We start from the raw sequence: 22,716 nt of genomic DNA on the forward strand, positions 1-22,716 counted from the left end.
TCAGCGCTCCGGGGCGGAGCCGTCGGCCGGTGCCGGAATGGTCGTGCGGCGTCGCCGGGTGCGCATGGGTGACTCCTCGCCTGTGGTGCCGCCGGGGGTGTGGGGCGCACTGAGCGTGCCGTCCAAACACGACGGTGTCACCATCCGCTGTCGTGGCGGAACCGGCCGTGGCCGCTTCCGGACCGCGTCCGGATGGAGCCGACCGGGTGTCCCACGTGCCGGGACGATGAAGATCATGTGACAGGTCATGGGATGACAGGCGGGCAGAAACGCTGCGGCCAGGACGCATTCACGCCATGTCCCATTAGGTGGGTATTGCGGCGTGGTCAAATTCCGTTAATCTTCGTCCTCGACTATCAATGCGGAGGATGGGGTGCTCGAACGGCTGGGGGTGCCCGCGGTAGCCGAATCGGTGTACTGGGCCATGCTGGAACATCCGCACTGGGACGTCGCAGACATCGCGCACCATATCCGCGCCCCGGAGTCGGCGGTGCACGATGCCCTGTCGGCACTGGCCGACCACGCGCTCGTACAGCCCTCCCACAGCCAGCCCGGGTCGCTACGGGCGGTCAACCCCCGCATCGGGCTGCTCGCCCTGCTGGACCGCGCCCAGCAGGAGATGAACGCGCAGCAGCTCGAAATCCAGGTCACCCGGGCCATGATCCTGGCGCGGGCGGCCAGCCAGGAGCCGGAGCTGGGCCGGGAGGAGATCGTCCGGCTGGAGGGCACGGACGTCATCCGCGACCGGCTCACCGAGTTCGCCCGAACCGCGGCGGAGAGCTGCCTCATCCTTACGGCGGGCCGGGCCATCCCGCCGGGCGCCATCGCCCTCGGCCACGCCATCGCCCCGCTGGCCATGTCCCGCGGGGTGACCGTGCGCGGCGTCTACCAGGAGAGCATCCTCAACGATCCGGAGACGCTGGCGTTCGCCACCTGGATGTCCGCGCAGGGGGAACACAGCCGCATCGTCAGCGACGTGCCCCTACGCATGATCATCGTCGACGACCGGTACGCCCTCATCCCCGCCGAACCCCGGCAGTCCGGCCGCGGCGCACTGGAGGTCCGCAGCCACGGGCTGGTCTCGGCACTGCGCCTGCTGTTCGAGCTGACCTGGGACAAGGGCAGGGTTCTGGCCGACCGGACGCGGGTGGACGAGAACGGTCTGACCGATCAGGCTCTGGCCATCCTGAACCTGCTGCGACGCGGCCGCACCGACGAGGCCATCGGCCGCCAGCTAGGCCTGTCCGAACGGACCGTCCGGCGCACCGTCGCCGAGATCATGAAGCGCCTCGACGCGGAGAGCCGCTTCCAGGCAGGCGTCGAGGCCGCCGCCCGGGGCTGGGTGTGACCGCGCCCGGACGCACACCAGCGCTGGGGCGCGGACACGCGTATCGGTGACGGCGGTTACCGGTCGCCCAGGGTGTCGGAGCCGCTTCCGCCTGCCGCGTACAGATTCCACCCGGTCATCCACACCGGCTGGCCCGACGGCCCGGCCAGGGCGTAGGGCGCCAGCCTGCCGGAGGATTCGGCGCCGTACCGGGGAACCTCGGGAACCCGACCCGCCGACCCGGCCGCTCGCCGTCGCAAGGGGCGGTGTCCGCGGCCAGCCCACGGCCGAGATCGACCATCCCAATGTCGATCCCGCTCTACGACCGCAGCCGCTGACACACGCGAGCATTCTTGCCCGCGAGCCGGAGGTTGCCGGGCGCGCCGGTCCGGCCCGTACTGTTGCGGTATGACCATCGACCGCCTCGACCGCCGATGACCGCCCGCCCCCGCGCCAATCGCGGTCGGGGCGCCGCTGCGGAGAACCGGCTGGCGCTGGTCGCGGCGGCGACCGAGGTCTTCGCGGAGCATGGTATCGACGCCCCGCTCAACGCTGTCGCCAAACGGGCCGGGGTCGGCCAGGGAGTGCTTTACCGGCACTTTCCTGACCGGGTCAGTCTGGCGTTGGCGGCGTTCGACACGAACGTGGCGGAGATCGAGGCGTTGTCCGCCGCTCCCGGCTGCGGCGTCGACGACCTGTTCGCGGCCCTGACCCGGCAGATGATCGATTCGGTGGCGTTCGTCGACATCGTGACCAGTGCCGATCGCGACCCGCGGTTAGAGGCGATCTACGACCGGGTGCGTGCGGCGCTGGTCGGTGTGGTCGACGAGGCCCGCCGAGCGGGAGAGCTCCGCCCGGCGGTGACCGTCGACGACGTGATGCTGGCCGTGGGCATGATCGCCTCGCTGGTGGCGAAGGTGCCCGAGTCGGAGCGCCGTGCCACGGCCGAGGCGGCCTGGTCCCTGCTCGACCGCGCGTTGCGACCGTGAGCCGCCCTACTTGATCAAGTCGCGCATCTTGGCGGCGATGAACGGGATGGCGCGGGTGGGTGCCAGCCGCCCGAGGCGGTCGAGTGCTCTGGCGTCCTGGCCGATGACCACTCGGGGCCGACCCGTCCTGACGGCGTCGATGATCTGTCGGGCGGCCTGCTCGGGCGAGGTCAGCTTGACGGCGGACGCCGAGGCGTTCGCGCCCGGCATGGTGATGCCGGAGTTGCCGAGGATGTTGGTGGCGATGCCGCCGGGGAACACCACGCTGACCTTGGGTTGGATGCCTTGGTGCTCGGCGATGAGCCCTTCGGTGAACAGCTTGACGGCGGCTTTGCTGGCACCGTAGGCGCTCTGGCCGGGGACCGGCACCAGCGATCCCATGCTGGCGACGTTCACCAGCGCCGATTCGGGCCGGGATTGCAGCAGCGGCAGGAACGCCTTGGTGGTGTTGACCGTGCCCCAGAAGTTGACCGCCATGACCCGCTCGATGTCGTCGAACCCGAGCTGGCTGAGGGGTTTGAACTGGTGGATGATGCCGGCGACGTTGACCAGTCCGTCGACCTGCCCGTGTGCGGCCACGACCGTGTCCGGCAGCGCCAGGACCGCCGAGCGGTCGGTGATGTCGAGGGCGTGGACGGTGAGCCGGTCGCCGGCGTTCGCCCGTGCCGCGACGGCGCCGAGCGCGGCGGCGTTGAGGTCGACTGCCGCGACGCGGGCGCCGGCGGAGAGCAGTCCGATGACCACCTGGCCGCCGATGCCGTTGCCGCCGCCGGTGACGACGAAGACGTTGTTGTCGAGTTTCATGCGGCTTCCTTCGTGTGGCGGGCCATGTGGCGGGCCGCCCGCAGTCCGAAGACCACGGCCGGGCCGATGGTGGATCCGGGGCCTGGGTAGGTGCGTCCCATGACGGCGGCGGAGTTGTTGCCGGCCGCGTAGAGCCCTTCCATCACCGAGCCGTCCTCGCGCAGTGCCCGTCCGTCGGCATCGGTGACCACGCCGCCCTTGGTGCCCAGGTCGCCGACGACGACTTTCACCGCGGTGAACGGTCCCCGCTCCAGCGGCCCCAGGTTCGGGTTCGGGTGCACCAGCGGGTCGCTGTAGTAGCGGTCGTAGGCGGAGTTGCCGCGGCCGAAGTCGCCGTCGACACCGGCGCGGGCGAAGCCGTTGAACCGCTCGATGGTGGCGGTCAGCCGCGCGGGCTCGACACCGATCCTGCTGGCGAGCTCGGCGAGGGTGCGGGCCTGGAACATGACGCCTTCCCGCTTCATGGCCTGGCTCGCCTTCGGGTCCATGGCATAGGTGCGCAGGTAGCGCCGGGCGTGGCGCCGCTCGGCGATCATCCAGTACGTGCCCCGCCGGTCGTGTTCGAGCATGTGGTGGCCGAGGTCGACGTATGACTCGGACTCGTTGGCGAAGCGGTCGCCGTTGGCGTCGACGATGACCGTGTACGGGAAGGACCGCTCCCCCACGATGAACGATGGCTCGGAGACCGACGTCGGCGCGACCGAGGCCCCCCACCAGGCGTCGTCCATGAGCTCGACGGCCGCCCCTGCCGCCATCGCGATCTCGATCGGGCGGCCGAGGTTGCCGGGGGCGCCGGAGGGGTTGCCGTCGATGCCGTGGTACCTGCGGCGCCAGGCCTTGTTGGCGTCGAACCCGCCGCCGGCGAGCATCACGCCTCTGCGGGCCCGGACGGCCAGCACTCGGCCGTCATGGCTGATCCGCGCACCGACGACGTGCCCGTCCTGCACGATGAGGTCTTCGAGCGGGGAGTTGAGCCACAGCTCGGTCTTGTTGTCGATGACCACGGTGCGCAGGAACGAGGCCGTCAAGCCGGCGCCGATACCGGCCAGCTTCTTGCCGGTGAGGATGCCGGCCAGCGCGCGGAGGACCAGCTTGGCGCCGCGGCGGAAGCCACTGGGCGTGGACCAGGCGCGGCCGAGCAGCCAGACGTCGTCGGTGAGGACGGGCATCGCCGCAGGGGCCTGGGAGGTCTTCCACCAGGCGCCGATGCGGCGGACGTCGAAGGGGGTGTGCTCGATGCCCCGGCCGATCTTGCCGCCGGTCCGCTCGGGGTAGTAGTCGGCGTACTCGGGTGCGCGTACGAACGTCATGCCGTGCCTGCGGGCGGTGTCGACGAAGTCGGCGACGCCGTCGACGAACGCCTCCTTGCGCTCCCGGCTGTCGGCCCGGCCCTCGGTCCCGACGGTGGCCTCCAGGTAGGCCAGCGCCTCCTCGCGAGAGTCGGCGACGCGGTCGGCCTGCATCAGCGGATTGTTCGGCAGCCACATACCGCCGCCGGATTTCGCGCTGTTCCCGCCCCACTTGCCGGTGCTCTCCACCATCAGGGCTGAGAGGCCGTCGTCGACCGTGCCGAGTGCCGTGGCGAATCCGGCCGCGCCGGTGCCGACGATCAGGACGTCGACTTCCCTGTCGAAGTCCACCATGATCTACTCCTCCTCCAACCGGACACATGTGTCCGGTTGGAGGACAAGGATGACGCGCGCCCCGGCAAAACGCAAGACCTCCCCTGCCGCCCGCCGCTTGGCGCCGAACACGATCGGCACCACGGGAGGATCTCCGCCCGGCGGACTGAACCGCGGTCCTGCACCCGCCATCCGGTCCGGGCCGAGATCCGGGCGGTCAGCCCAGGGACGTGATCAGTGCGGTGAGCGCCTGCCCCTGCGCGGCCCGGTCCGCAGACTCGGCCCGGACCGTCGTGAGTACCGCGTCGATGCGGCCGTCCAGGAAGGTCCAGGCGGTGTCGTCCATCGGTTGCAGCGTCGACTGGTCGTCGACTCCCACCTGGCCTGGGCACTCAGCGAGTGGGAAGAGGAGGCCACTGGCTACCAGGTGCCGCCTATGCGAGGAGCGCGGAAGCAAATCCGGTCCGAGCCAGCTCTATCCCGAAGGGCCCGACTGTCGCGACGGCGTCCGCCGCGGCTGGGCCGCCGTGGGCGAGCGCATTGCGTAGGCGTCGGAGGCGATTCAGCCGCAAGCTCCAGATCGCCTCGAGGTCCTTGCACCATGCCACGGCTGCGGCGGGCGTGGACAGATGATCAGCGAGGGTGGCTACCCTTCGACCGGTCCGTGTGTGGAGCGGATAGGTCGATCGAAGCGTAGGCATCGCCGTTAGGCGTGGTCGAGATGGTAGGTGCGTTCGCTCCAGCTGTGGAGTATCGGTCTCCCTGCGGCGCTCGGGGCAGAGCAAGATCGCCGAGCGGCCCAGCTTACGGACGCACGCCGGTCACTTGTGCCCGCCCACCGCCGCAGAACCGGCCCGATCGCACGGTGTGCAGCCGGTGGGTCGGGGTGCGGCTCGGCCGCTGCTGGGCCGAGCCGCTCGGTCAGGCTCGGGTGAATTCCATGACCCAGTTGGACTCCCAGGTCTGTCCGCCGTCGAGGGAGAACTCCTGCTCCCACCGCGCCGAGGTGGGTGTGATGTCGGACCAGATGAAGTGTGCCTTGATCGGCTTGCCGTCGTGCGTGTCGTCGCCGTAGAAGTCGCCGCGGCCGCCGGTGAAGGTGCCGACGACCGGCGGGTAGAGCAGACCGGTGCGGCTGTTCGCCCAGTTGAGCGACCATTCCTTTCGCTCGGTGTCGAACAGGCGCAGGGTGAAGCCGCGGCTGCCGAGCGTCGGGAAGATGATCTCCTCGGTGTTGCCGGCGCCGTCGAAGATCGACCGGCAGGTGGTGATGCCGGGGAAGGTCTCCCAGTCGTCGCTGTCGGCGAACAGTGTCTTGAGCCGACGGTTGACCACGGTCCACGAGCCGATGAGGAAGTCGAAGTCGTTCATGCCAACCATCGTGGCGGACTACCCCTGACATCTTCTGTCAGGGGCCTGGCAGACTGTCTCGAGTGCGCGAGAGCCGACTGCCGCCGCTGCGACGCCCAACCGGCCTCACCCCGGCCGTCGGCTGTCCCTAACCGACCTAGACGAGGTAATCGCGAAGCAGCTCATGGGCGTTGCATGCTCGACGAAACGCCGCATGGACCAGGTGCCTGCGGCCCACGCTACATACGATGTTGTGGCTGGATCGTCCTGTCCCGTCCTCGGCGGCGCAGACCGCGAGGGCCCGTCGCCCAGCCATGCCTGCAGGACATGGCCGATCTGGAACCACGACCTGCTCAATTGGGCGATTTTGGTGTGCTGTTGACGACGTGGGGATCGCGCGGCGATGTCGAGCCTCTGGCCGGGCTGCGGATGTCGCTGTCGGCCTGGGCCCTGCGGCGCTCGTCACGCACGACCTGCGCTGGCGCTTCGCCGACCGGTTGGCGGTGATGTACCTGCGCAGATCATCGAGATCTGACGGACCGAGCAGGTGCTTGCGGTGCCGTGGCATCCATACACGGCGGCGCTGATCTCGATGCTGCCGGAGGCGGGTGGGCGGGCGCCGATCGTGCTGTCGGGAGTCACGGATCCCGGCCGGGTGCCGGTTCCATCCGCACTGCCGGCGCTGTCGATGCTCGGCGAGCATCAGGCCGCCTGCCTGCTCGCCGAGCGCTTCGACGGGGTCGCCGCCACGCCGGTCACCGGCCGGCGTGGCGGTTCGACCCGTGGTCCGGCCGCGCTAGGCCGGACCACCCGTGGGTGCGCAGTCGTCCTTCAGATCGGCGAGAGCTTCCTGCTTGACCTCCTCTGTCGGGAAGAGCGGGTAGACGGCCGGTTCGGACCCGACCACGGCCCGGATCACCGGAACGGCCCGCCTGATGGCATCACCCTCGTAGACGGGCGCCTTCGCCTCGCTCGCGAACCGGACCGGGCCTACCGTCCCGCAGAACGGGATGTCGAACGGGAGGACGGAGCTGTCCTGGATGCTCAGGTACTCCATGGGCGGCTGGTGGGGGTCTTTGCGCTTCGTCAGAGCTTTCAGCGCCACCCGGAACGCGATGGTGTGCGTGTCGTAACTCATCATCTGTGTCCCGCTGGGCGCCCGTCCGTCGTTTTCCTTGGTCAGCGCGTCGATGCGCTCCTGCACGTCCGAGGCCTCGGGCCGGCCCGCCCACTGCCGGGAATGGGCCAACCCGGTGTAGTACAGCTGCACGCCCGGCTTCTCCCGCGACAGCGCGGCGGTCAGCGCCTCGCCGTCCTTGTCCTCAGCGTCCTCGACCGGCAGGTTGACCAGATCGGTCGCATCGTCGCCGGTGATCAGGGTGATGGGCCGGTCGGGGCTGCACCGCTCGTCGAGCTTGTTCACGAACTTGCGCACGTACTTCGCGCGTGCGGCCAGGTAGATGGTGTCCACCGAGCCGTTCGGGCAGTACGCCAGCACTCGGTCGGCGATGTCCTCGGAGATGAGGTTCAACACTTTGCCGGGTGTCTCCGGCGAAGTGACGAGCTTCAGATAGATCTCGGCGGGAGGGCTGTCGGCGCCGGCGACGAGGCTGTTGAAGTCGGCCCGCAGCGACTGGACGTAGGGGTCGGGATGTTTCGGGTCGTCGACGACCGCCAGCACGGTGTTCGCCCGGGTGACCGGCCTGGGTTCCCACCCGTCGTGGGCCTTGTCCGGCCGGGTGCGCATGAACTCGAGGGCGACCTGGACCTGGTAGCGGTTGGTCGGGGCGATCCGGTGGATTCCCGGGAAGCGGTCGCCGGGCGCCGCGTCCAGTCCGACCTGCCGATCCGCCGTAAGCAGGGTGGCCATCATCGGGATCTCCGCCGCGGCCAGGGCGGAGGCGAAGCGCTCGGTGCCCTCCTTGCTCTGCCCGAGTCCGGTGACCAGCACCAGTTCCTTGCGGTGGCGCAGCTCGATCAGCTGCTTCGAAACCGGCTCCCAGGCCACGCTGTCGTGCCCTATGTTGGCGATGAGCAGCCGGAACCAGACGTCGTTACCGCGCCTGTTCGCCTCGAGTTGGGCCCAGTGGGCCGCCGTGAGCTGGTCGGCCGCCGAGGTCGGGGTCACGCCGCCCTGGCCGCCGTACGGCAGCGCGAGGGCGATCACGACGTTGAGCGGGGTCTTGTCCCCGGCCTTGTCGTTCTCCGCCTTGATCTTCTTCTGGATGTCCGTCAACGCGTCGCTGACCTCGAACGGGCGGCTGCCGTCGGTGAACCCGACGCACTCTTCCGAGTCCATGAAACGCCGGACCTCGGTCAGGGCGCTCGGCGTCCCGCATCGGCTGGTCAGCTCGTTCAGGTACGAGACACCCCAGACGGTGCCGGCCGACAGCATGGCCAGGGCCAGCATGATGAGGACGACGTTGCGGGTGCGCCGACGGGGCGACACTCCGGACCACAAGCGGACCATCTACAGAGTTCTCCTTCTCCGTTCGAATCGACGGCTCAGGGCGATGAGTTCACCGGCTGAAGCGGGAACCAGGCCGCTCAGCTCGATGAGATGGTTCACGATCTCGCTCGCGATCTCCGATCTCGCTCCCAGCAGCGGGTCGGCGTCGATCCACAGCGCCGCGACCAGCCGTGCGACGAGCTGGCGGCGGCGGCCCAGGGAAGCCGACCAGCCGGTCAGCTCGCCGATGGTGACGGCCCGGCGCCGGGGCAGGCCGTTGGGGGCGTCGCCGATCGCCAGCAGCGCGTCGGTCCAGGTGGTGCCGTTCTGCTCGTCGAGGCAGCGGTCGAGTTCGGCCGCCGTATCACGCAGGCCGTCGAGGAAGAACCTGCCACGGGCGTCCTCGTGCCCGGACCCGGCCAGCCGGTGGTAGGCGGTGGTGATCGTGTCGCCGCGGGTGCGCGCTGCTTGATGCAGCCGGTCGTGTACGGCCGCCCAGGAGGGGCCGTCATCGGCGCGGTGGCGCAGGTGCTCGCGCAGCAGCCACCGCAGCCAGGGATGCAGCATGCCCTCGGATCCGAGCCAGAGCCGGTCCTGCATCTCGATGCGCAACCGGGCCACATCCCGGGCGGATTCGGAGTCCAGTGCGGCTCTGAGCTCGACGACGTCGAATCGCCTGACCGCGCTGCAGGTGATCAGCTGGTGGGTCAGCTCGGGCGACATCCCGGGCAGGCAACCGGCGAGCTGCGCACCGACCAGCGGGGACAGGTCGTGACTCGGCGGGTCGAAGGCGTCCAGCAGCCAGGGCGGTAGATCTTCGGGCTGCTTGCGCAGGGCTTCACCGGACGGCTTCTGGGTCAGCACCGCCGCCAGAGCCCCGCGGTGCCCCCCGGTGAGCCGCCAGATCCGTCGGGCGGTGTCGCTGTTGATCACGCCTGCCTCACCGGCGATCAGGACGAGCTGATCCTCGGTGATGGAGTCGATCGTGATCGGGTGCAGCCAGGAGGTCCGCACCGTGGGCTCGATCGGCCGGACCGTGGCGCCGGCAGGCGGGACGCCGTTCAGCAGCCGCAGGTCTGCGGCGGCGGTCACCACGATCAGCAGCGGGTCGGGGCTGGCCGCGGCTCGGGCTCGGGCCTGGGTGATCAGTTCGAGCAGCCGCTGGCCGGCATCGGTCTGGACGTTGGCGATCAGGGCCAGCGCCGACGTGGGTGGCTGGCCGGCGAACACGCCGCCGCGGTAGGCGTCTCTCAGGTCGGCGAGGAACGCCTCGCCGAGGCTGAGCTCGGCTCGCTCGACCTCGGCAGGGATGTTGCTGCGCAGGTCGTTGCGCAGCTGTAGCAGCGCGTCGGTGCTCGGCCGGCCGTTGGCCGCCATCCACCAGCGGTCGGCGGCAGACCGCTGGCCCCGGCGGACCAGGCGGAACACCTCCCAGGCGAGTTCGATGACGGGCAGGGGCACCCCGCTGGCGCCGCTCACGATCTCGGCGGCGGTCCTGGTGGCCTTGGCGGCGACCGCGCGCAGGTCCTCGGACACCCGGGCGCGGCTGAAGTCCGCCTGTAGCGCGGCCATCGCCGCCTTGCCGTCGGCGTTCGGCGAACGCGCGGCGAGCAGTCCGAGCAGGAACCGAGGGAAGATGAGGCTGGAGCGGTGCGGCCGACCGAGGCTGAGCCGGTCGGCCAGCGCGGCGAGCACGTCGACCACGGTGGCCTCACGGTACGGCGCGAGGTCGATCAGCGCGCTGGGCAGCTCGCGGTACCGGTGTTCGAGCTCCCGGATGGCTTCGAGCGCGCCGCCGCCGGCGGGGGCTGTCAGCACGACGATGGGCAGGTGGTGTCCGGGATGCCGCCAGTGATGCTGCTCGGCGACCAAGGTCGATAGATCTGGATGCGTAGACAGGGTCAGATCCGCCAGCACCAGCAAAGGTTAGTGCGATCAGTCCACTACAGATAGTCAACCCCTCGGGTGAAAATCGTGACGACGTGGCGCGGCGACGACGTGCGGCGTCGACCGTGGCCGGTCTGTAGGGCTGATTTTCATGAATCCTGGCGTGAAACGAGTGATTCGAGTTCACGGCTGGACGCGGGCCGAGCGACGCACGGTCACGCGCAAGCGCGGATGACAAAGCAGACGTCGGCCACGTCGGGGTCGCCCAGCGGTACGACGAGCAGGATGTAAGCGACGTCCACCCCGATCCCTCCGGTACCGACCAGAGAGGTGATCAAGCGCACGGCCCGATGACCGTCGCGTTCACCATCCGGCGCCCATGGCCCGAACTATCCAGCCCGCGGCAGAGAACCCTTCTCACTTACAGCGTGTTGATGAGGTAACTGAGATCTGCGTCATCGAAGTTGGCGACGTCCTACAGCAGCCGCGGCTTCGCGCCCAGCGGGCCGTCGATCTCGCCACCGGCAAACTCTGGAGACCAGGCCGACCTCGTGCCAGCAGTTGTGGCCGTTGCACTTAAGTCACTCGTTCCCATGCTCAACGGGCTCAGTACATCATTTGACAGACCAGCCGTGATCGACGCGCTCCGTCACCTCAACAGGCGGCTATGAGATCGACCCTCCAGGGGTATATGAGTTCGCGTTGCAGCCTGGCGCTGAAGGCGACCAGGCACTACTTATGCACGAGGTGGAAAACGGGCTACGGAAGGGACACGACTACCAACGAAGCCAGCGCCCCAAGCCGGACAATGTCCGTCGCTGGGAGTCGGAGGCCGCAGTCCAACCTCCCCTCGGCGGAACTGACGGCCAGGCTAATCGCCGAGTCACGACGTCAAAGGGCGCTTAGCACACATCCTCGCCCGCAACATCGCACCAGTCCGACGGTTGGGCTTATGCATGTCGTCCGCAAGCCTGAAACACCCGCAGCTACGCCAGCCTCGGCGCCGACGCCGTCGCCGCGCACGTGGCCGGTAGGACTCCGACCGTCGACGCCGCTGGGCCGTGTTACCGGGCCTGGTTCAGCTCCTCGATCGCGCCGAGGACGGTGTCGCCGGTGTGCCAGGGCGCGACGTCGAGCGCCGTCTGCAGGATGTTGTGCGAGTCGCTGACCGATGCTGGAACTACGGTGACGTCGTCGGCCTCGTAACCGATCTGCTTCACGTAGTGGCGTAAAGCGCGTTTCATAACCCCCTTCGCGTTCTCTCGTTGCCCGGTTATGACCGTGCTATGTGGAGCAGACGCGGTGTGGGTCGAGGCGTTCTCGGGCCTTTCGGCTGCTCAGTTCGCCAAGCTGGTGACCGTGGTGCGCCGCCGGGGTGGTGAAGGGCCGGGCGGCGGGCGGCCGTGGCGGCTGCCGCTGACCGACCGAGTACTGCTGGTGGCGGTGTACTACGGGACGAACCTGACGATGCGTCAGCTGGGCCCGCTGTTCGGGATCTCCTCGGCCACGGTCCACCGGATCATCAGCAGGCTGGGTCCGCTACTGGCCCTGGCCCCGGTGCGTCGGCTGCCCGACGCCCCGGATCGGATCTGGATCGTCGACGGCACCCTGGTCCCGGTCCGTGACCGTGAACTGGCCGCATCCAGCAAGAACTACCGGTTCTCGGCGAACGTGCAGATCATCATCGACGCCGACAGCCGACTGGTCACCTCCGTCGGCAAGCCACTGCCGGGCAACACGCAGACGCCCATGCCTACCGTGACTCCGGCGCCGCGGCCGACATCGCCCGCGCCGGAGTCATCGTCCTTGCCGACGGGGCCTATCACGGCACCGGCGCGGTCATCCCACACCGCAAACGCCCCGGACGGGCCCTACTGCCCCTCCAGGAGGCGGACAACGCCGCCCACCGGCAGGTCAGAGCCAGGGTCGAGCACGTCATCGGGCGGCTCAAGGATTGGAAGGTCCTGCGCGACTGCCGCCTCAAGGGCGACCGCCTTCACCACGCAGCAAGCGCCATCGCCCGCATGCACAACCTCGCCATGAGCGGCCGATAATGGCCGGAAGTCGTTGCAGCACAACGACTTCCGGCCTTATGAAACGCGCTTTAGCCAGAGATGCCCGTACGGATCGAAAAAGCCTCCTTGCCGATGTCTCCCCCACGGCGCTTCATGGTCTCGTACCGGATCATGGTAATCCGCCCCCGCAGCCGCGGCGCCGCTGGCAAACGAGTCCGGGTCGTCCACGAAGACCTCGACCCGTACCGTCGTGGTGCCCAGCTCAACCGGGCTCTCCCAGCGGTTGCCCTCCGGCTGGGCCGGAAAGAACGGCGCCCCATCGATCTCCAAGCCGATCACCGAGCCGAGGTTCCACAGCTCGGTGGCGCCGAGAGCGCGTTGATACCAGGCGGATGCCACGGGAGCGTCCGGCACCGCGAGCATCAAAGAGATAGCGGTCACCAGCCGCAGAATACGCGCCGGAAGTCACGCCCGCAGTCCTGCAAATAGAGTGTCGGCCGGGATAAATGCAAAGGGGATGAGGGCTGGCGGGGTGCGCTATTGGTCCCCCGTCCCACGTCATCGGGGACGCAGTCAGTAGTCGCCTGGTTCATGATCGCGTTCGATCTGAGTTCGTGGCGATGCAGCGTGTCGGGTGTGTCTGGAGGAGGTCGCGGGCCCACTGCGCGCTGTCGTGAGCCGAGGCGGGTAGGGCGGATAGGTGGTTCACGCCTTCGTGGCAGTGAAACGTGGCGTCGGTGCCACACGCGCGCAGTCGGCTACTGAGGTGCGCTGTGCTCCCTGGGGGCGAGAGGATGTCCTGGGTGGTGGTGCACAGCAGCAAGGGTCGCTGGTATCGGGTGACTGGGGGCCGGGCCTCGGCGAGTACGCGTTGGACGTCGAGCCGTCGCACCATGCCGCCGACTCCGAGGTCACCGTTGCGAAACGGCGCCAAGGCGGCCCGCATCTGCGGCATCGACGCGATGGCCGCCAGCTCGACCAGTCGGTTCCCGCGGTCGGTCAGGAAGTCGCGGGGCTGGAAGGTCGGGTTGTGTGCTCGGGCGCCGGCGAGCAGCATAGGTACCAGCTGCTCGACAGGGGAATCCTCATCCTTGGTGACGGCGGTGAAGAACGTCGGATGGTCCAGCGGGGCCAAGGCGACCGTCCCACGGAAGTCCAGCTCCGGTGCGTGGGACTGCCACAGTAGTGCGGCATACAGTGCCACGTCGGCACCCTGTGAGAAGCCGGCGGCGATCACCGGAGCGCCGATCGGCGCTCCCAGGCCTTTGACGGCTCGGGCGATGTCAAGAATGTCGCTGGCGAGCGGCTCCCCATAGGGGTACGGGGTGACCCCGTGGGCGTCGAGCCCCAGGTAGTCTGCCGCGGCTACCGCGAACCCTCGTTGCAACCAGGCGGTGAGGTGGATGCGTTCGAGGCGGGGCAGGCCTCTCAGCGACGGAGCGTTCGGCCCGCCGATCCCGACCATGCAGTGCGCCCAGGTCACGACCGGCCAGCCCGCCTCGGATGGCGTGGCCTTCGGAAGGAACACCGAGCCTGAGGTCAGTCGTCCTCTGCTCCAGTACCGTAGTCGTATTCCCTGCCGGCTGCCCTCGGGCCACAGGTCGGCGGGAAGCGCCGAGGCTCGGGCCAGTGTGCCCGATGTCTCCGCGAGGAGGTGTGGCCTGGCGGAGTCGACGAGAGTCATGCCGGACGACCGGTCGCGCCGAGCGTGCCCATGCGGGAGTTCGTGTCCTGCCGGTCAGGCACGGCCGAACAGCCAGTAGCCGGGGGCCTCAGGATTTTTGCCGAGGCAGAAGTCGCGGATGCTGGCGACGATCTCCGTAACGTTGAGGCTGCCGTCGCGGTTGGTGTCGAGTTCGGCAAAGATCTCGGCTGATTCGTTCTCCCCGACGCCGCACCCGGCGAGTAGGGCGCGGAACTTCTCCGATGTGAGCACATGGCCGTCGGGTTCGACGAGTGCGATGACCGCTCTTGCGAGAGCCTCGACTGTGGGGTCGAACTCCGGTGAGGTGGCGACGTCGGATGAGGCGAGGAATTCTTCGAGGCTGATGGTGCCATCGCCGTCGGTGTCGAGCTGTTCTTGCAGGACGCGCCAGAGCGCGCGGTATCCCGCACGGATCTGCCTGGCCAGTGGCGCGCCAGGAGCCTGGCCGAAACGTTGTACCAGCCGCAGCGCCAGTGCCTCGAAGTCGCCGGCATTGAGGTGGCCGTCACCCGTGGCATCGAGGACACGAAACCGCCTGTCCCTGTCGGAGTCCTTTCCTTCTGCCGGCCGGAGATCACGGGATGCGGTGTCGACCAGCGCCCGGGCCCACGCGGAGGCGTCCGCCCCTGCGGGCTTCAACAGTTCGAGGTGGTCGGCCCCGTCATAACCGTGGAAGGTGACGTCGTTGCCGGCGGTCTTCATCTCCCCTGCGAACGCCGCGGCCTGTACCGCGGGGAGAATGGGGTCCAGCTCCCCGGCGCCGATGAACAGCGGACGGTCACATCGGGTGACCGGAAGATCGGCGTAGGCGAGGAGGACTTGTACCTCGCGGCGCTCGGTGAGGCCTGTGAAACCGGCGTCGTCGTTGCTGGTGGTCGCCGCCGCCTTCTCGACGGCCCGCATCGACTGCGTCGCGGCCAGGTTCAGTAGATGCATGCCCTTGTCCGTGAGGAACCGTTCGGCCGCGAACTCGGGGTGCATCACCCGTAGTCCGGCCAGGACCACGGGAACGAGGGCATCGACGTGCTCGTCGCCCTTGGCGGTCCTGAGCGTGATGAAGTCGATGAACCGCACCGGCGGGGCCAGGGAGACGGTGCCGCGCAGGTCCAACTCGGGGGCGTAGGAGGTGCACATGATGGCCGTGTAGAGCGCGCCGTGGCCGCCCTGGGAGAACCCCCCGATCACGGTGCGGGTGTCCACCGAGATGTCGAGCTGGTGGACCGCACGCACGATGTCGACGATGTCGTCGGCGATCGCCTCACCGTTGAGGTACGGGTGCGGCTCCGCGGTCCCCAGACCCTCGTAGTCGCTGGCGGCCACGACGAACCCTTGCCGCAGCCAATCCGAGAGGTGGTCACGCTCGGCGGGAAGCAGGCCCACCCGGGAAGGTGCGTTGTTGCTGTTGAGCCCGACGGTGCAGTGCGCCCATCCCAGCACCGGCCGGGTCGCTCCCGTCGACTCAGCCTCAGGGACGAAGACCGACCCGGCGACGGAACGCAGCCCCCCGAGGTAGTCCACGCCCTGGTACTCGATGCGGAAGGCCTGCGCCGTGCCGACCGGCCACAGTTCCCGGGGTAGCTCCTCGGCATGGAGAAGCGTTCCAGGCTTGTGCTCGGAACCAGACAACCGCACCTCGGACCGCATAGTTGGCAACCCTCCACACGCTGTTCCCCGGGGTGGCTCCATCTTCCGCCAGCCCGACAATCGGGACAAACTATATCGTAGCGGTTCACCTTGGTGTCGATGACGCGGCAGAGTCGTGGGTGGACTCGGGCCGATGACGGGGCCGTGACCACGTGTCCGCCGAGGCAGTCCGCCGACCGATCACCCGTCCAAGTACGGACTCACCCTGACCACCGGGGAAGGCCCGCCAGCTACGCGAGCGCGCCGCAGGCGAGCGCACATCAGCGCCACCGGCGTGCTCGGCATCAGCCGCGAGACCGCGGCGAGCAATTCAGGCGAGGCCTTGCGTGGGAAGCCAGGCTGGGAACGATGACGGAGCCGCCTGGCGCGCCCATCCCGCCTGCCCGATCTTTACCATTAAAGTCTATTGCTGATGATTGACTACGATCCGAAGAACTGGGTATCGGTCGTGGCGCGGTCCCATGGAACGATCGCACCGCGGCTGGTTGTACGGGTGGGCATCGCAGCCGCCCTCGGCCTTGTGGCGGCGCTGCTCAGCATGCGCGGATTCAAGATGTCGGCCACCGCGCATACGCTCATCGGTGTCGCGCTGGGGTTGCTGCTGGTGTTCCGCACCAACGCTTCGTATGAGCGGTACTGGGAGGGCCGGAAGCTGCTCGGTGTGATGGTCACCCGCTCACGGGACCTCGCCCGACAGGTGACCTCCTTCCCTCACGGTGACCTGCCAGATGTGCAGCCGGCGGTGGCTGATGTCTGCCGATACCTGAACGCGTTCTTCAAGCTCGGTACGCAGAGCTTGCGAGGCGAGCGGGACTTGGCCGCACTCGGCGACCTTCTGACCGCAGCGGAAAGGAATGTCCTCCGGTCTCATGCAGGCCGCGCGCCGATGATGACCTCGTTGATGTCGGCCCGCATCGCGGAGTTGGCGCGCGCCGGTGCGCTGGAACCCCATCACGTCATGTTGATTGATGCGAATATCACCGCGCTTCAGGATGCTTTCGGTGGATGTGAACGAATCGTGCGTACGCCTGTGCCGTTCGCCTACGCGCAGCACATCAAACTGGCACTGCTGCTGTATACGGCCACGGTGCCGTTTGCGATCGCCGACACAACCCGCTGGCTGACTCCGATAGCAAGTGCCTTCATCGCCTATGCCCTGATCGGCATCGATGAAATCGGAGTCGAGATCGAAGAGCCGTTCGGGCATGATCCCAATGACCTGCCCATCGACAAGATCGCCCAGGCGATCGCGGACGGCGTGGAAGACATCTCCGGTGCCTCGGTCATGGCCCGGCGGCTCACGGCCACGGGCGACACATCCGTCGAGGTACCGGCCGTGGTGCGGCAATCGCGTTTGGCAGCTGAGCTGCTGTAACTCGCGTCGGCGATAGTGGCCGGTCCGAACAGGGGTCTGGTGTCGGCGTCGCCAGCAGGACCAGCACAGCAGATGGGCGGTGTCGGGTGGTGTGATACAGCGTGTTGAACAGGCGCCGGGTCTCGGCGACGGCCAAGGCGACAACCTCGCTGGTGGTGATGCTTGCCAGAGCCAGGGGTGGTGAGGGCCAGTAGTGGTGCCAGCGCATTCTGCGCACCACTCTGCACATCGTGCGCAAAGCTCCGGGCCAGAAAGGATCGCGATGATCGCCCGCAGATGGGTCGTCGAGAGATCCCTGGCCTGGCTCACCGCAGGCTCGCCCGCGACTACAAATGTCACCCCGCCACCGCCGAAGCGATGATCCGCTGGGCCGCGATCAGTGGCATGGTTCGCCGCCTCACCAGAGACATGCCGCGATCCGCTGGCAGGCGTACGCCATCAACTGACCCGTCCCACACGGTTACTCGACGACTGCGGCTCCAGCCAGCTGCTAGCCTCCCGAGCTGATGAGACGATTCGGTGATCGGACCACATTCGCCGTCGAGCTCGGCGAGACCAGCTCGCCAGCACTTCGCGTCGTTGATCTCTGGGCAGCGGGCAAACGCATAACGACCGACGACAACGTCGCCTTCATCCCCTCCTTTCTCCGCCTCATCCGGCCTACCGCTGCACAGGTTCGCCAGCGCGACATTCCGTCCTGCCCCTTTCCTGGATGCTCGCCAGAGGAGAACTACCGGCTCCTTCATGCCGACGAGACAGAGTTCCGGGAACGATTCTGGTTCATGCACTGGGGCGAGACCGTCGACAACCTGTCGTGTTACGCCTACCTCGACGACGTCCTGGTGATCGTTTTCGCGTTCTGGCGGACAACGCATCCCTACCCAGGCGATCTTGGCAGGGTATTCGTCACCAAGATCGAACCGGAAGAATTCGCAGTGATCCTGCAAGGGGCGGCCGACGCGATCGAGGCCGACTTCATCCGAGAAACGACCTGACGCTCGACTGCGCCGAACGGCGCACAACCGCAGGCGAGCTGTAGCCTCCCGCTACCCGGGTCCGGTCAGCTCCGCATGATCTCATCGTCGACCCATACGAACCGGCGTCCGGTGGCGCACTCGACAAGGCGGCGTGTCGTCGAGAGCTTCAGGCGAGAGCACGGGGCGTAGGGCCGTCAGCCGCCGGGCTCGACCAGGCCGATGCGATAGGCGAAGACGACCGCCTGGACGCGGTCGCGCAGGTCGAGCTTCATCAGGATCCGGGCGACGTAGGTCTTGACGGTCTCGGCGCCGATCACCAGGGCGGTGGCGATCTCGGCGTTGGACAGACCGGCCGCGATCAGGCGGAGGACCTCCAGCTCACGCGGGGTCAGCGCGTCGACGGCGGTAATGGTTGAGGCGGCCGGGCGGATCCGTTCGGCGTGCCGGCCGATCAAGCGGCGGGTCACCGCCGGGGCGAGCAGGGCGTCGCCGCGGGCCACGGTGCGGACGGCGTCGACCATCTCGGGCGGGTCGGCGTCCTTGAGCAGGAAGCCGCTCGCACCCGCCCGCAGGGCTTCGTACACATATTCGTCGATGTTGAATGTGGTCACCACCAGCACCTTGGTCGGGTCGGTGACACCGGCGCCGGCCAGGGCGCGGGTGGCTTCGATGCCGTCCATCACCGGCATGCGCACGTCCATGACGACGACGTCGGGCCGCAGCCGGCGGGCGAGGTCGACGGCCGCCCTGCCGTCTGAGGCCTCGCCGACCACGGTCAGGTCGGGCTGGGCGTCGAGGATGGTGGCGAACCCGGTCCGTACGAGGGCCTGGTCGTCGCAGACCAGCACGCTGATCATGCGGCTTCCCCGGCCGGGAGGTGCGCGGCCACCGTGAATCCGCCGTGGCCGTCCGGCCCCGCCGACAGCGAGCCGCCGAACAGCTCCACCCGTTCCCGCAGGCCGGTCAGGCCCCGCCCGGACCCGCCGATCGGCTCGCCGGATCGGTGCCCGGACCGGTCGGTGCGCCCGCCCACCGGGTCGGCGCTGTCCGGTCCCTGTGACGGCGCGGTGCTGACCGAGATGTCCACCCCCGACGGCCGGTAGCCCAGGTGGACGACCGTGGGACGGCCCGCCGCGTACTTCAGGGCGTTGGTCAGGGCCTCCTGCACCACGCGGTAGGCGGTCAGCTCCCGTCCGGCGCCCAGCGCCACCGGGGCACGGCCCTGCTCGATCAGCGAGACCGGTTGCCCGGCCGCCCGGGTCTGCTCGATGAGCAGCGGCAGTTCGGTCAGCCCGGGCAGCCGGTCGCGGCGCGCCTCCCGGGCCGGATCGAGCACCCCGAGCAGATCACGCAGGTCGCAGAGGGCCTTCTTGCCGGTCTCCTTGATCGCGGTCAGGCTCTCGCGGGCCGAGTGGGGCGGGAGGAACTGGGCCGCATTGGCCTGCACGACCATGGCCGTCACGTGGTGGGCGACCACGTCGTGCAGCTCGCGGGCGATCCGGGCCCGCTCGTCGGCGCGGGCCGCGTCGGCCTCGACCCGGCGCCGCACCTCCTCGGCCGACCGCAAGGCCCGCACGTAGGCCCCGAGAAGCCAGGCCGCGGCCATACAGAGATAGAAGACCACATAGTCGGCGACGCGGTTGGCCGAGCCGGCCACGTGCAACCCGATCGAGAGCGCCAGATAACCGGCGGTCGCGACGCCGGCAGTCCAGCGGCGGAGGCGGTGCTGATGCGCCGCCGCGCTGTAGATCGCGATGAGCAGGCCCAGGCTCGCGAACGTCGCGTATCCCCGGAGCTCCTGAACCGCGAAGCCGGCCACCACCATCGCCAAGGTGGCCGCCGGCCATCTCCTCCGCAAGGCCAGCGGCAGGGACTGGGCCAACGCGGCCGCCACGGCCAGCGCATCGAGCGAGCGGTGCGGCAGCTCGCCCAGCCGGGTGCCGTGGGTCGCCAGCGGCGGCACGAACGCGACCAGCGCGAGCGCCAGGGCCAGCGCCGCGTCGCGCAGCAGCGGCGAACGTGTGGACACGGCAGCAGCGTAGCGGCGCGGCACGGTGATCAACGGGAACGGTCCGAACGGAGCAGCCATACCGAGGCGGCGACACCGACCGTGATCGCGAAGATGCTCGCCTCCGGTCCGAAACCGCCTCCGCTGATCAGGCTGGGCCCGTGCGGCACGCCCTGCACGAGGCCGCCGTGGAAGGCCGATCCGGACAGGGTCGCGCCGAACAGGCCGGACTCCGCGAAGTTCCAGCCCAGGTGCAGGCCGATCGGCAGCCAGAGGCTGCGGCTCGCGGTGTACGCGGCGCCGAGCAGCACGCCCGCCTCGACCGCGATCGCCAGTGCTCCCCACAGGGTCGCCCCCGGGTTGAGCAGGTGCAACGCGCCGAAGAGGACGCCGGAGACGGTGAGAGCGACCGCAGTGCCGGCCCACTGCTGGATCAGCCGGAACAGCACACCGCGGAACAGGATCTCCTCGGTCACCGCCACCCCGCACATGAGGCCGAAGGTGGCGATCGTGCCGGTCAGCGAGCCCCAGCCGGCGATGCGGTAGCCGCCGCACATCGCGATCAGCCCGATCACGATGCCGAACAGCAGCAGTCCCAGCCCGAACGCGCGCAGCAGGCCGCTAGGCGCCGGGCCGAGCGCCAGCTCGTGGACCGGTCGGCGTTCGAGCCATCCGACCAGCGCCCGGTAGCCGACCACGCCCGCCGTCGCGACCGCCGCGCCGACGAGGAGCCCGGCGACGGCGTGGCCGGCGGCGGCCGACTCGATCGGCCCGGCGACCAGGAGCAGGCCGGCGAAGGCGAGAAGAAGGAGCAGTCCGCGTACGCCCGCGGGCCGCAACCAGTGCGGCAGATGCGCGAATTCCGTCGAAGTCATACCGGAGACGCTAGGAAGGAACGGACCTGCGGTCGTCACCATGAAGTGAGCAATCGCGATCCCCCGCACGGGGGATGACCAGAAATGTGCCCTGCGTTCCGTGCCAGCTATCGGACAAGGATCTGTCTTACGTCAGGCTGCCGATCCCGTGATGCATAGCCATCCTCTGTGGATGAATTCGCTATCGCGACGGCTGCAGGCCGTTCTTTTCGCAGCGTTCCTGGCATGGGGAGCCTCGCTGGGCGCGGCGGCTCCAGCCCATGCCGCCGACCCCAGGCCCACCTATGCCACGCTGCACCTGTGCGACCCGACCGGCTGCTATTTCGCCTGGAGGGTGGTCGACTCCGATGGGGACGGCTTCTGTGACGCCGACGAACTGATGGCGGGCACCAACCCCCACGACGCCACGAGCCACCCGTTGCTGACCGTGGTCGTGCAGCTGGCCGTGGACCGCAAGCTGCCGTCGTTCGAGGCTGGCCTCGGCGCGTTCCTGGCCGTACCGCAGCAGATCCTCGACGCACGCGCCAAGGCCGGCATCGACGTTCTCGGCGCCTTCGACATGGGTTCCCGGCGCAAGACGATCGAGCACCTCGGCATGACCTTCGGTGAGATCAACACCAAGGGCGTCGACCTGGACCCGACGCACGGTTTCACCCTCGGGCTCAACGGCAAGGGCGGCAAGGGCTCCATGCCGGGCATCAAGGTCGGCGGCATCGACGTCGCCCTGCTCTCGCAGGAAGGCGCCAGCTTCGGCTCCTCCGGGTTCGGCAGCTTGATCACCGTCGACAAGGACCAGCGTCAGTACACCTTCGGCCAGGAGCACGGTGGGGTCAAGAGCAGCAAGCTGATCGACGGCGGCACCGGCACCCACTACGAGTTCAACGACGGCACCTCGCGTACGTCGAGGAGCGACGGTGAGGGCGGAGCCGTCGTCACGACGACCAACTCCGACGGCTCGGAGGGCCCGACGACGGTCGTCCAGCACCAGGACACCTCCACCGGCTCGCGCGAGAAGCGGTCCACGTTCCTGCCCAACGGTGACACGACCAACGTGACCTACGTCGACATCCACGAGCACCCCGACGGCGGGTCGAGCGCCGTCGAGGTCAGCACGACCTTCGTCCGCGACGATGACGGCAAGGTCATCGGCACGGTGGTGGTCACCACGGCCACCTACATCTCGAAGGACGGGTCCTGGGGTTCGACCTCGCAGGTCGTCCAGAGCTGCGACGCCAGCGGCAGCAACTGCACCACCGACGACTCCCACTACGAGGACAGCGACGATCCGGACGACGAGGAATACGTCGACCCGGACGCCGACACCGACGTCGTCACGTTCGAGATGGTCGACAAGACGCTGCGTATGCGCGGCGCCGCCGTCACCGTGGTCGACGGCTGGACCGCACCCGGGTTCGAGAACGACCCGGCGAACCCGAACGACCCGGGCCTCGTGTCGCTGATCGACTCGGACCTCGCCACCGGATACAACCTGCTGTCGCCGCCGCGGGTCACCACGGCACAGCCCGAGGGACGTCCCGACCTGCCCAGTCCCAGCGAGGCCGCACCGACCGGCGGCGGCGGCCCCTGCGGCGGTCTGTGCAGCTGAAGCCTGTTCGTCACGGCAGCGGGTCGATGAGTCGGGGTCGCGGAGAGGACAGGTCCTTCTCCACCGGCCCCGACCAGACCCCG

General features: G+C 68.8%; 18 protein-coding genes and 1 pseudogene. 6 read left to right on the top strand and 13 right to left on the bottom strand.

Features of this window, described 5'->3' with window-relative positions:
- The first annotated feature begins 373 nt into the window (after positions 1 to 373).
- On the top strand, positions 374 to 1,348 hold the full coding sequence (locus Cs7R123_RS23045) for a helix-turn-helix transcriptional regulator (protein ID WP_212829795.1): 975 nt from the start codon (positions 374 to 376) through the stop codon (positions 1,346 to 1,348).
- Positions 1,349 to 1,761: 413 nt separating this feature from the next.
- Positions 1,762 to 2,316 carry a TetR/AcrR family transcriptional regulator gene (locus Cs7R123_RS23050; RefSeq protein ID WP_212829796.1) on the top strand — a complete coding sequence of 185 codons (555 nt, stop codon included), beginning with the start codon at positions 1,762 to 1,764 and terminating at the stop codon, positions 2,314 to 2,316.
- A gap of 6 nt (positions 2,317 to 2,322) precedes the next feature.
- On the opposite strand, the gene Cs7R123_RS23055 is transcribed toward Cs7R123_RS23050, so the two are convergent.
- The 7 genes from Cs7R123_RS23055 to Cs7R123_RS23080 all read right to left on the bottom strand — a co-directional run bounded on the left by Cs7R123_RS23055 (position 2,323) and on the right by Cs7R123_RS23080 (position 11,672).
- Positions 2,323 to 3,120: an SDR family oxidoreductase gene (locus tag Cs7R123_RS23055; RefSeq protein ID WP_212829797.1), complete on the bottom strand. Its 798-nt coding sequence runs from the start codon at positions 3,118 to 3,120 to the stop codon at positions 2,323 to 2,325.
- Positions 3,117 to 4,763 (bottom strand): FAD-binding protein, encoded by a 1,647-nt coding sequence (locus Cs7R123_RS23060; RefSeq protein ID WP_244872090.1) that lies wholly within the window; start codon positions 4,761 to 4,763, stop codon positions 3,117 to 3,119. Before Cs7R123_RS23060 ends, Cs7R123_RS23055 begins: the two co-directional genes overlap by 4 nt.
- A gap of 196 nt (positions 4,764 to 4,959) precedes the next feature.
- Positions 4,960 to 5,088, bottom strand: coding sequence for a hypothetical protein (locus Cs7R123_RS40800; RefSeq protein WP_280517325.1), 129 nt, complete (start codon positions 5,086 to 5,088; stop codon positions 4,960 to 4,962).
- A 575-nt stretch (positions 5,089 to 5,663) separates the two neighbouring features.
- On the bottom strand, positions 5,664 to 6,113 hold the full coding sequence (locus tag Cs7R123_RS23065; RefSeq protein WP_212829798.1) for a hypothetical protein: 450 nt from the start codon (positions 6,111 to 6,113) through the stop codon (positions 5,664 to 5,666).
- 775 nt (positions 6,114 to 6,888) lie between these two features.
- Positions 6,889 to 8,562, bottom strand: a complete 1,674-nt coding sequence (locus Cs7R123_RS23070; RefSeq protein WP_212829799.1) for a hypothetical protein — start codon at positions 8,560 to 8,562, stop codon at positions 6,889 to 6,891.
- Complete coding sequence (locus tag Cs7R123_RS23075) at positions 8,563 to 10,458, bottom strand: hypothetical protein (protein WP_212829800.1); 1,896 nt, start codon at positions 10,456 to 10,458, stop codon at positions 8,563 to 8,565.
- Between the two features lie 1,034 nt (positions 10,459 to 11,492).
- On the bottom strand, positions 11,493 to 11,672 hold the full coding sequence (locus Cs7R123_RS23080; protein ID WP_212829801.1) for a hypothetical protein: 180 nt from the start codon (positions 11,670 to 11,672) through the stop codon (positions 11,493 to 11,495).
- Positions 11,673 to 11,703: 31 nt separating this feature from the next.
- On the opposite strand from Cs7R123_RS23080, the pseudogene Cs7R123_RS23085 reads away from it, so the two are divergent.
- Positions 11,704 to 12,482 (top strand): annotated as a pseudogene (locus Cs7R123_RS23085) (transposase family protein).
- Positions 12,483 to 12,518: 36 nt separating this feature from the next.
- On the opposite strand, the gene Cs7R123_RS23090 reads toward Cs7R123_RS23085, so the two are convergent.
- The 3 genes from Cs7R123_RS23090 to Cs7R123_RS23100 form a co-directional block, all read right to left on the bottom strand.
- Positions 12,519 to 12,884 (bottom strand): hypothetical protein, encoded by a 366-nt coding sequence (locus Cs7R123_RS23090; protein ID WP_212829802.1) that lies wholly within the window; start codon positions 12,882 to 12,884, stop codon positions 12,519 to 12,521.
- A gap of 148 nt (positions 12,885 to 13,032) precedes the next feature.
- Positions 13,033 to 13,971 (bottom strand): lipase family protein, encoded by a 939-nt coding sequence (locus Cs7R123_RS23095; RefSeq protein ID WP_212829803.1) that lies wholly within the window; start codon positions 13,969 to 13,971, stop codon positions 13,033 to 13,035.
- A gap of 210 nt (positions 13,972 to 14,181) precedes the next feature.
- The gene (locus tag Cs7R123_RS23100) at positions 14,182 to 15,792 is read right to left on the bottom strand and encodes a lipase family protein (RefSeq protein ID WP_212829804.1); all 1,611 of its coding nucleotides are present in this window, start codon (positions 15,790 to 15,792) and stop codon (positions 14,182 to 14,184) included.
- Between the two features lie 412 nt (positions 15,793 to 16,204).
- Here Cs7R123_RS23100 and Cs7R123_RS23105 point away from each other — a divergent pair, with 412 nt between their 5' ends.
- A complete protein-coding gene (locus Cs7R123_RS23105; protein ID WP_212829805.1) occupies positions 16,205 to 17,167 on the top strand; it encodes a bestrophin family protein in 963 nt (320 codons plus the stop codon).
- Positions 17,168 to 17,673: 506 nt separating this feature from the next.
- Complete coding sequence (locus Cs7R123_RS23110) at positions 17,674 to 18,162, top strand: hypothetical protein (RefSeq protein WP_244872091.1); 489 nt, start codon at positions 17,674 to 17,676, stop codon at positions 18,160 to 18,162.
- A gap of 176 nt (positions 18,163 to 18,338) precedes the next feature.
- On the opposite strand, the gene Cs7R123_RS23115 is transcribed toward Cs7R123_RS23110, so the two are convergent.
- The 3 genes from Cs7R123_RS23115 to Cs7R123_RS23125 are packed head-to-tail and all read right to left on the bottom strand — an operon-like array spanning position 18,339 to position 21,027.
- Positions 18,339 to 19,001: a response regulator transcription factor gene (locus tag Cs7R123_RS23115; RefSeq protein ID WP_212829806.1), complete on the bottom strand. Its 663-nt coding sequence runs from the start codon at positions 18,999 to 19,001 to the stop codon at positions 18,339 to 18,341.
- Positions 18,998 to 20,173: a sensor histidine kinase gene (locus Cs7R123_RS23120; RefSeq protein WP_244872092.1), complete on the bottom strand. Its 1,176-nt coding sequence runs from the start codon at positions 20,171 to 20,173 to the stop codon at positions 18,998 to 19,000. Before Cs7R123_RS23120 ends, Cs7R123_RS23115 begins: the two co-directional genes overlap by 4 nt.
- 29 nt (positions 20,174 to 20,202) lie before the next feature.
- Positions 20,203 to 21,027: a CPBP family intramembrane glutamic endopeptidase gene (locus tag Cs7R123_RS23125; protein WP_212829808.1), complete on the bottom strand. Its 825-nt coding sequence runs from the start codon at positions 21,025 to 21,027 to the stop codon at positions 20,203 to 20,205.
- Between the two features lie 172 nt (positions 21,028 to 21,199).
- On the opposite strand from Cs7R123_RS23125, the gene Cs7R123_RS23130 reads away from it, so the two are divergent.
- Entirely contained in the window at positions 21,200 to 22,633 is a 1,434-nt protein-coding gene (locus tag Cs7R123_RS23130) for a thrombospondin type 3 repeat-containing protein (protein ID WP_212829809.1), read from the top strand.
- The last annotated feature ends 83 nt before the right edge of the window (positions 22,634 to 22,716 follow it).

The organism is Catellatospora sp. TT07R-123 (genome assembly GCF_018327705.1).
Taxonomy (GTDB): Bacteria; Actinomycetota; Actinomycetes; order Mycobacteriales; family Micromonosporaceae; genus Catellatospora.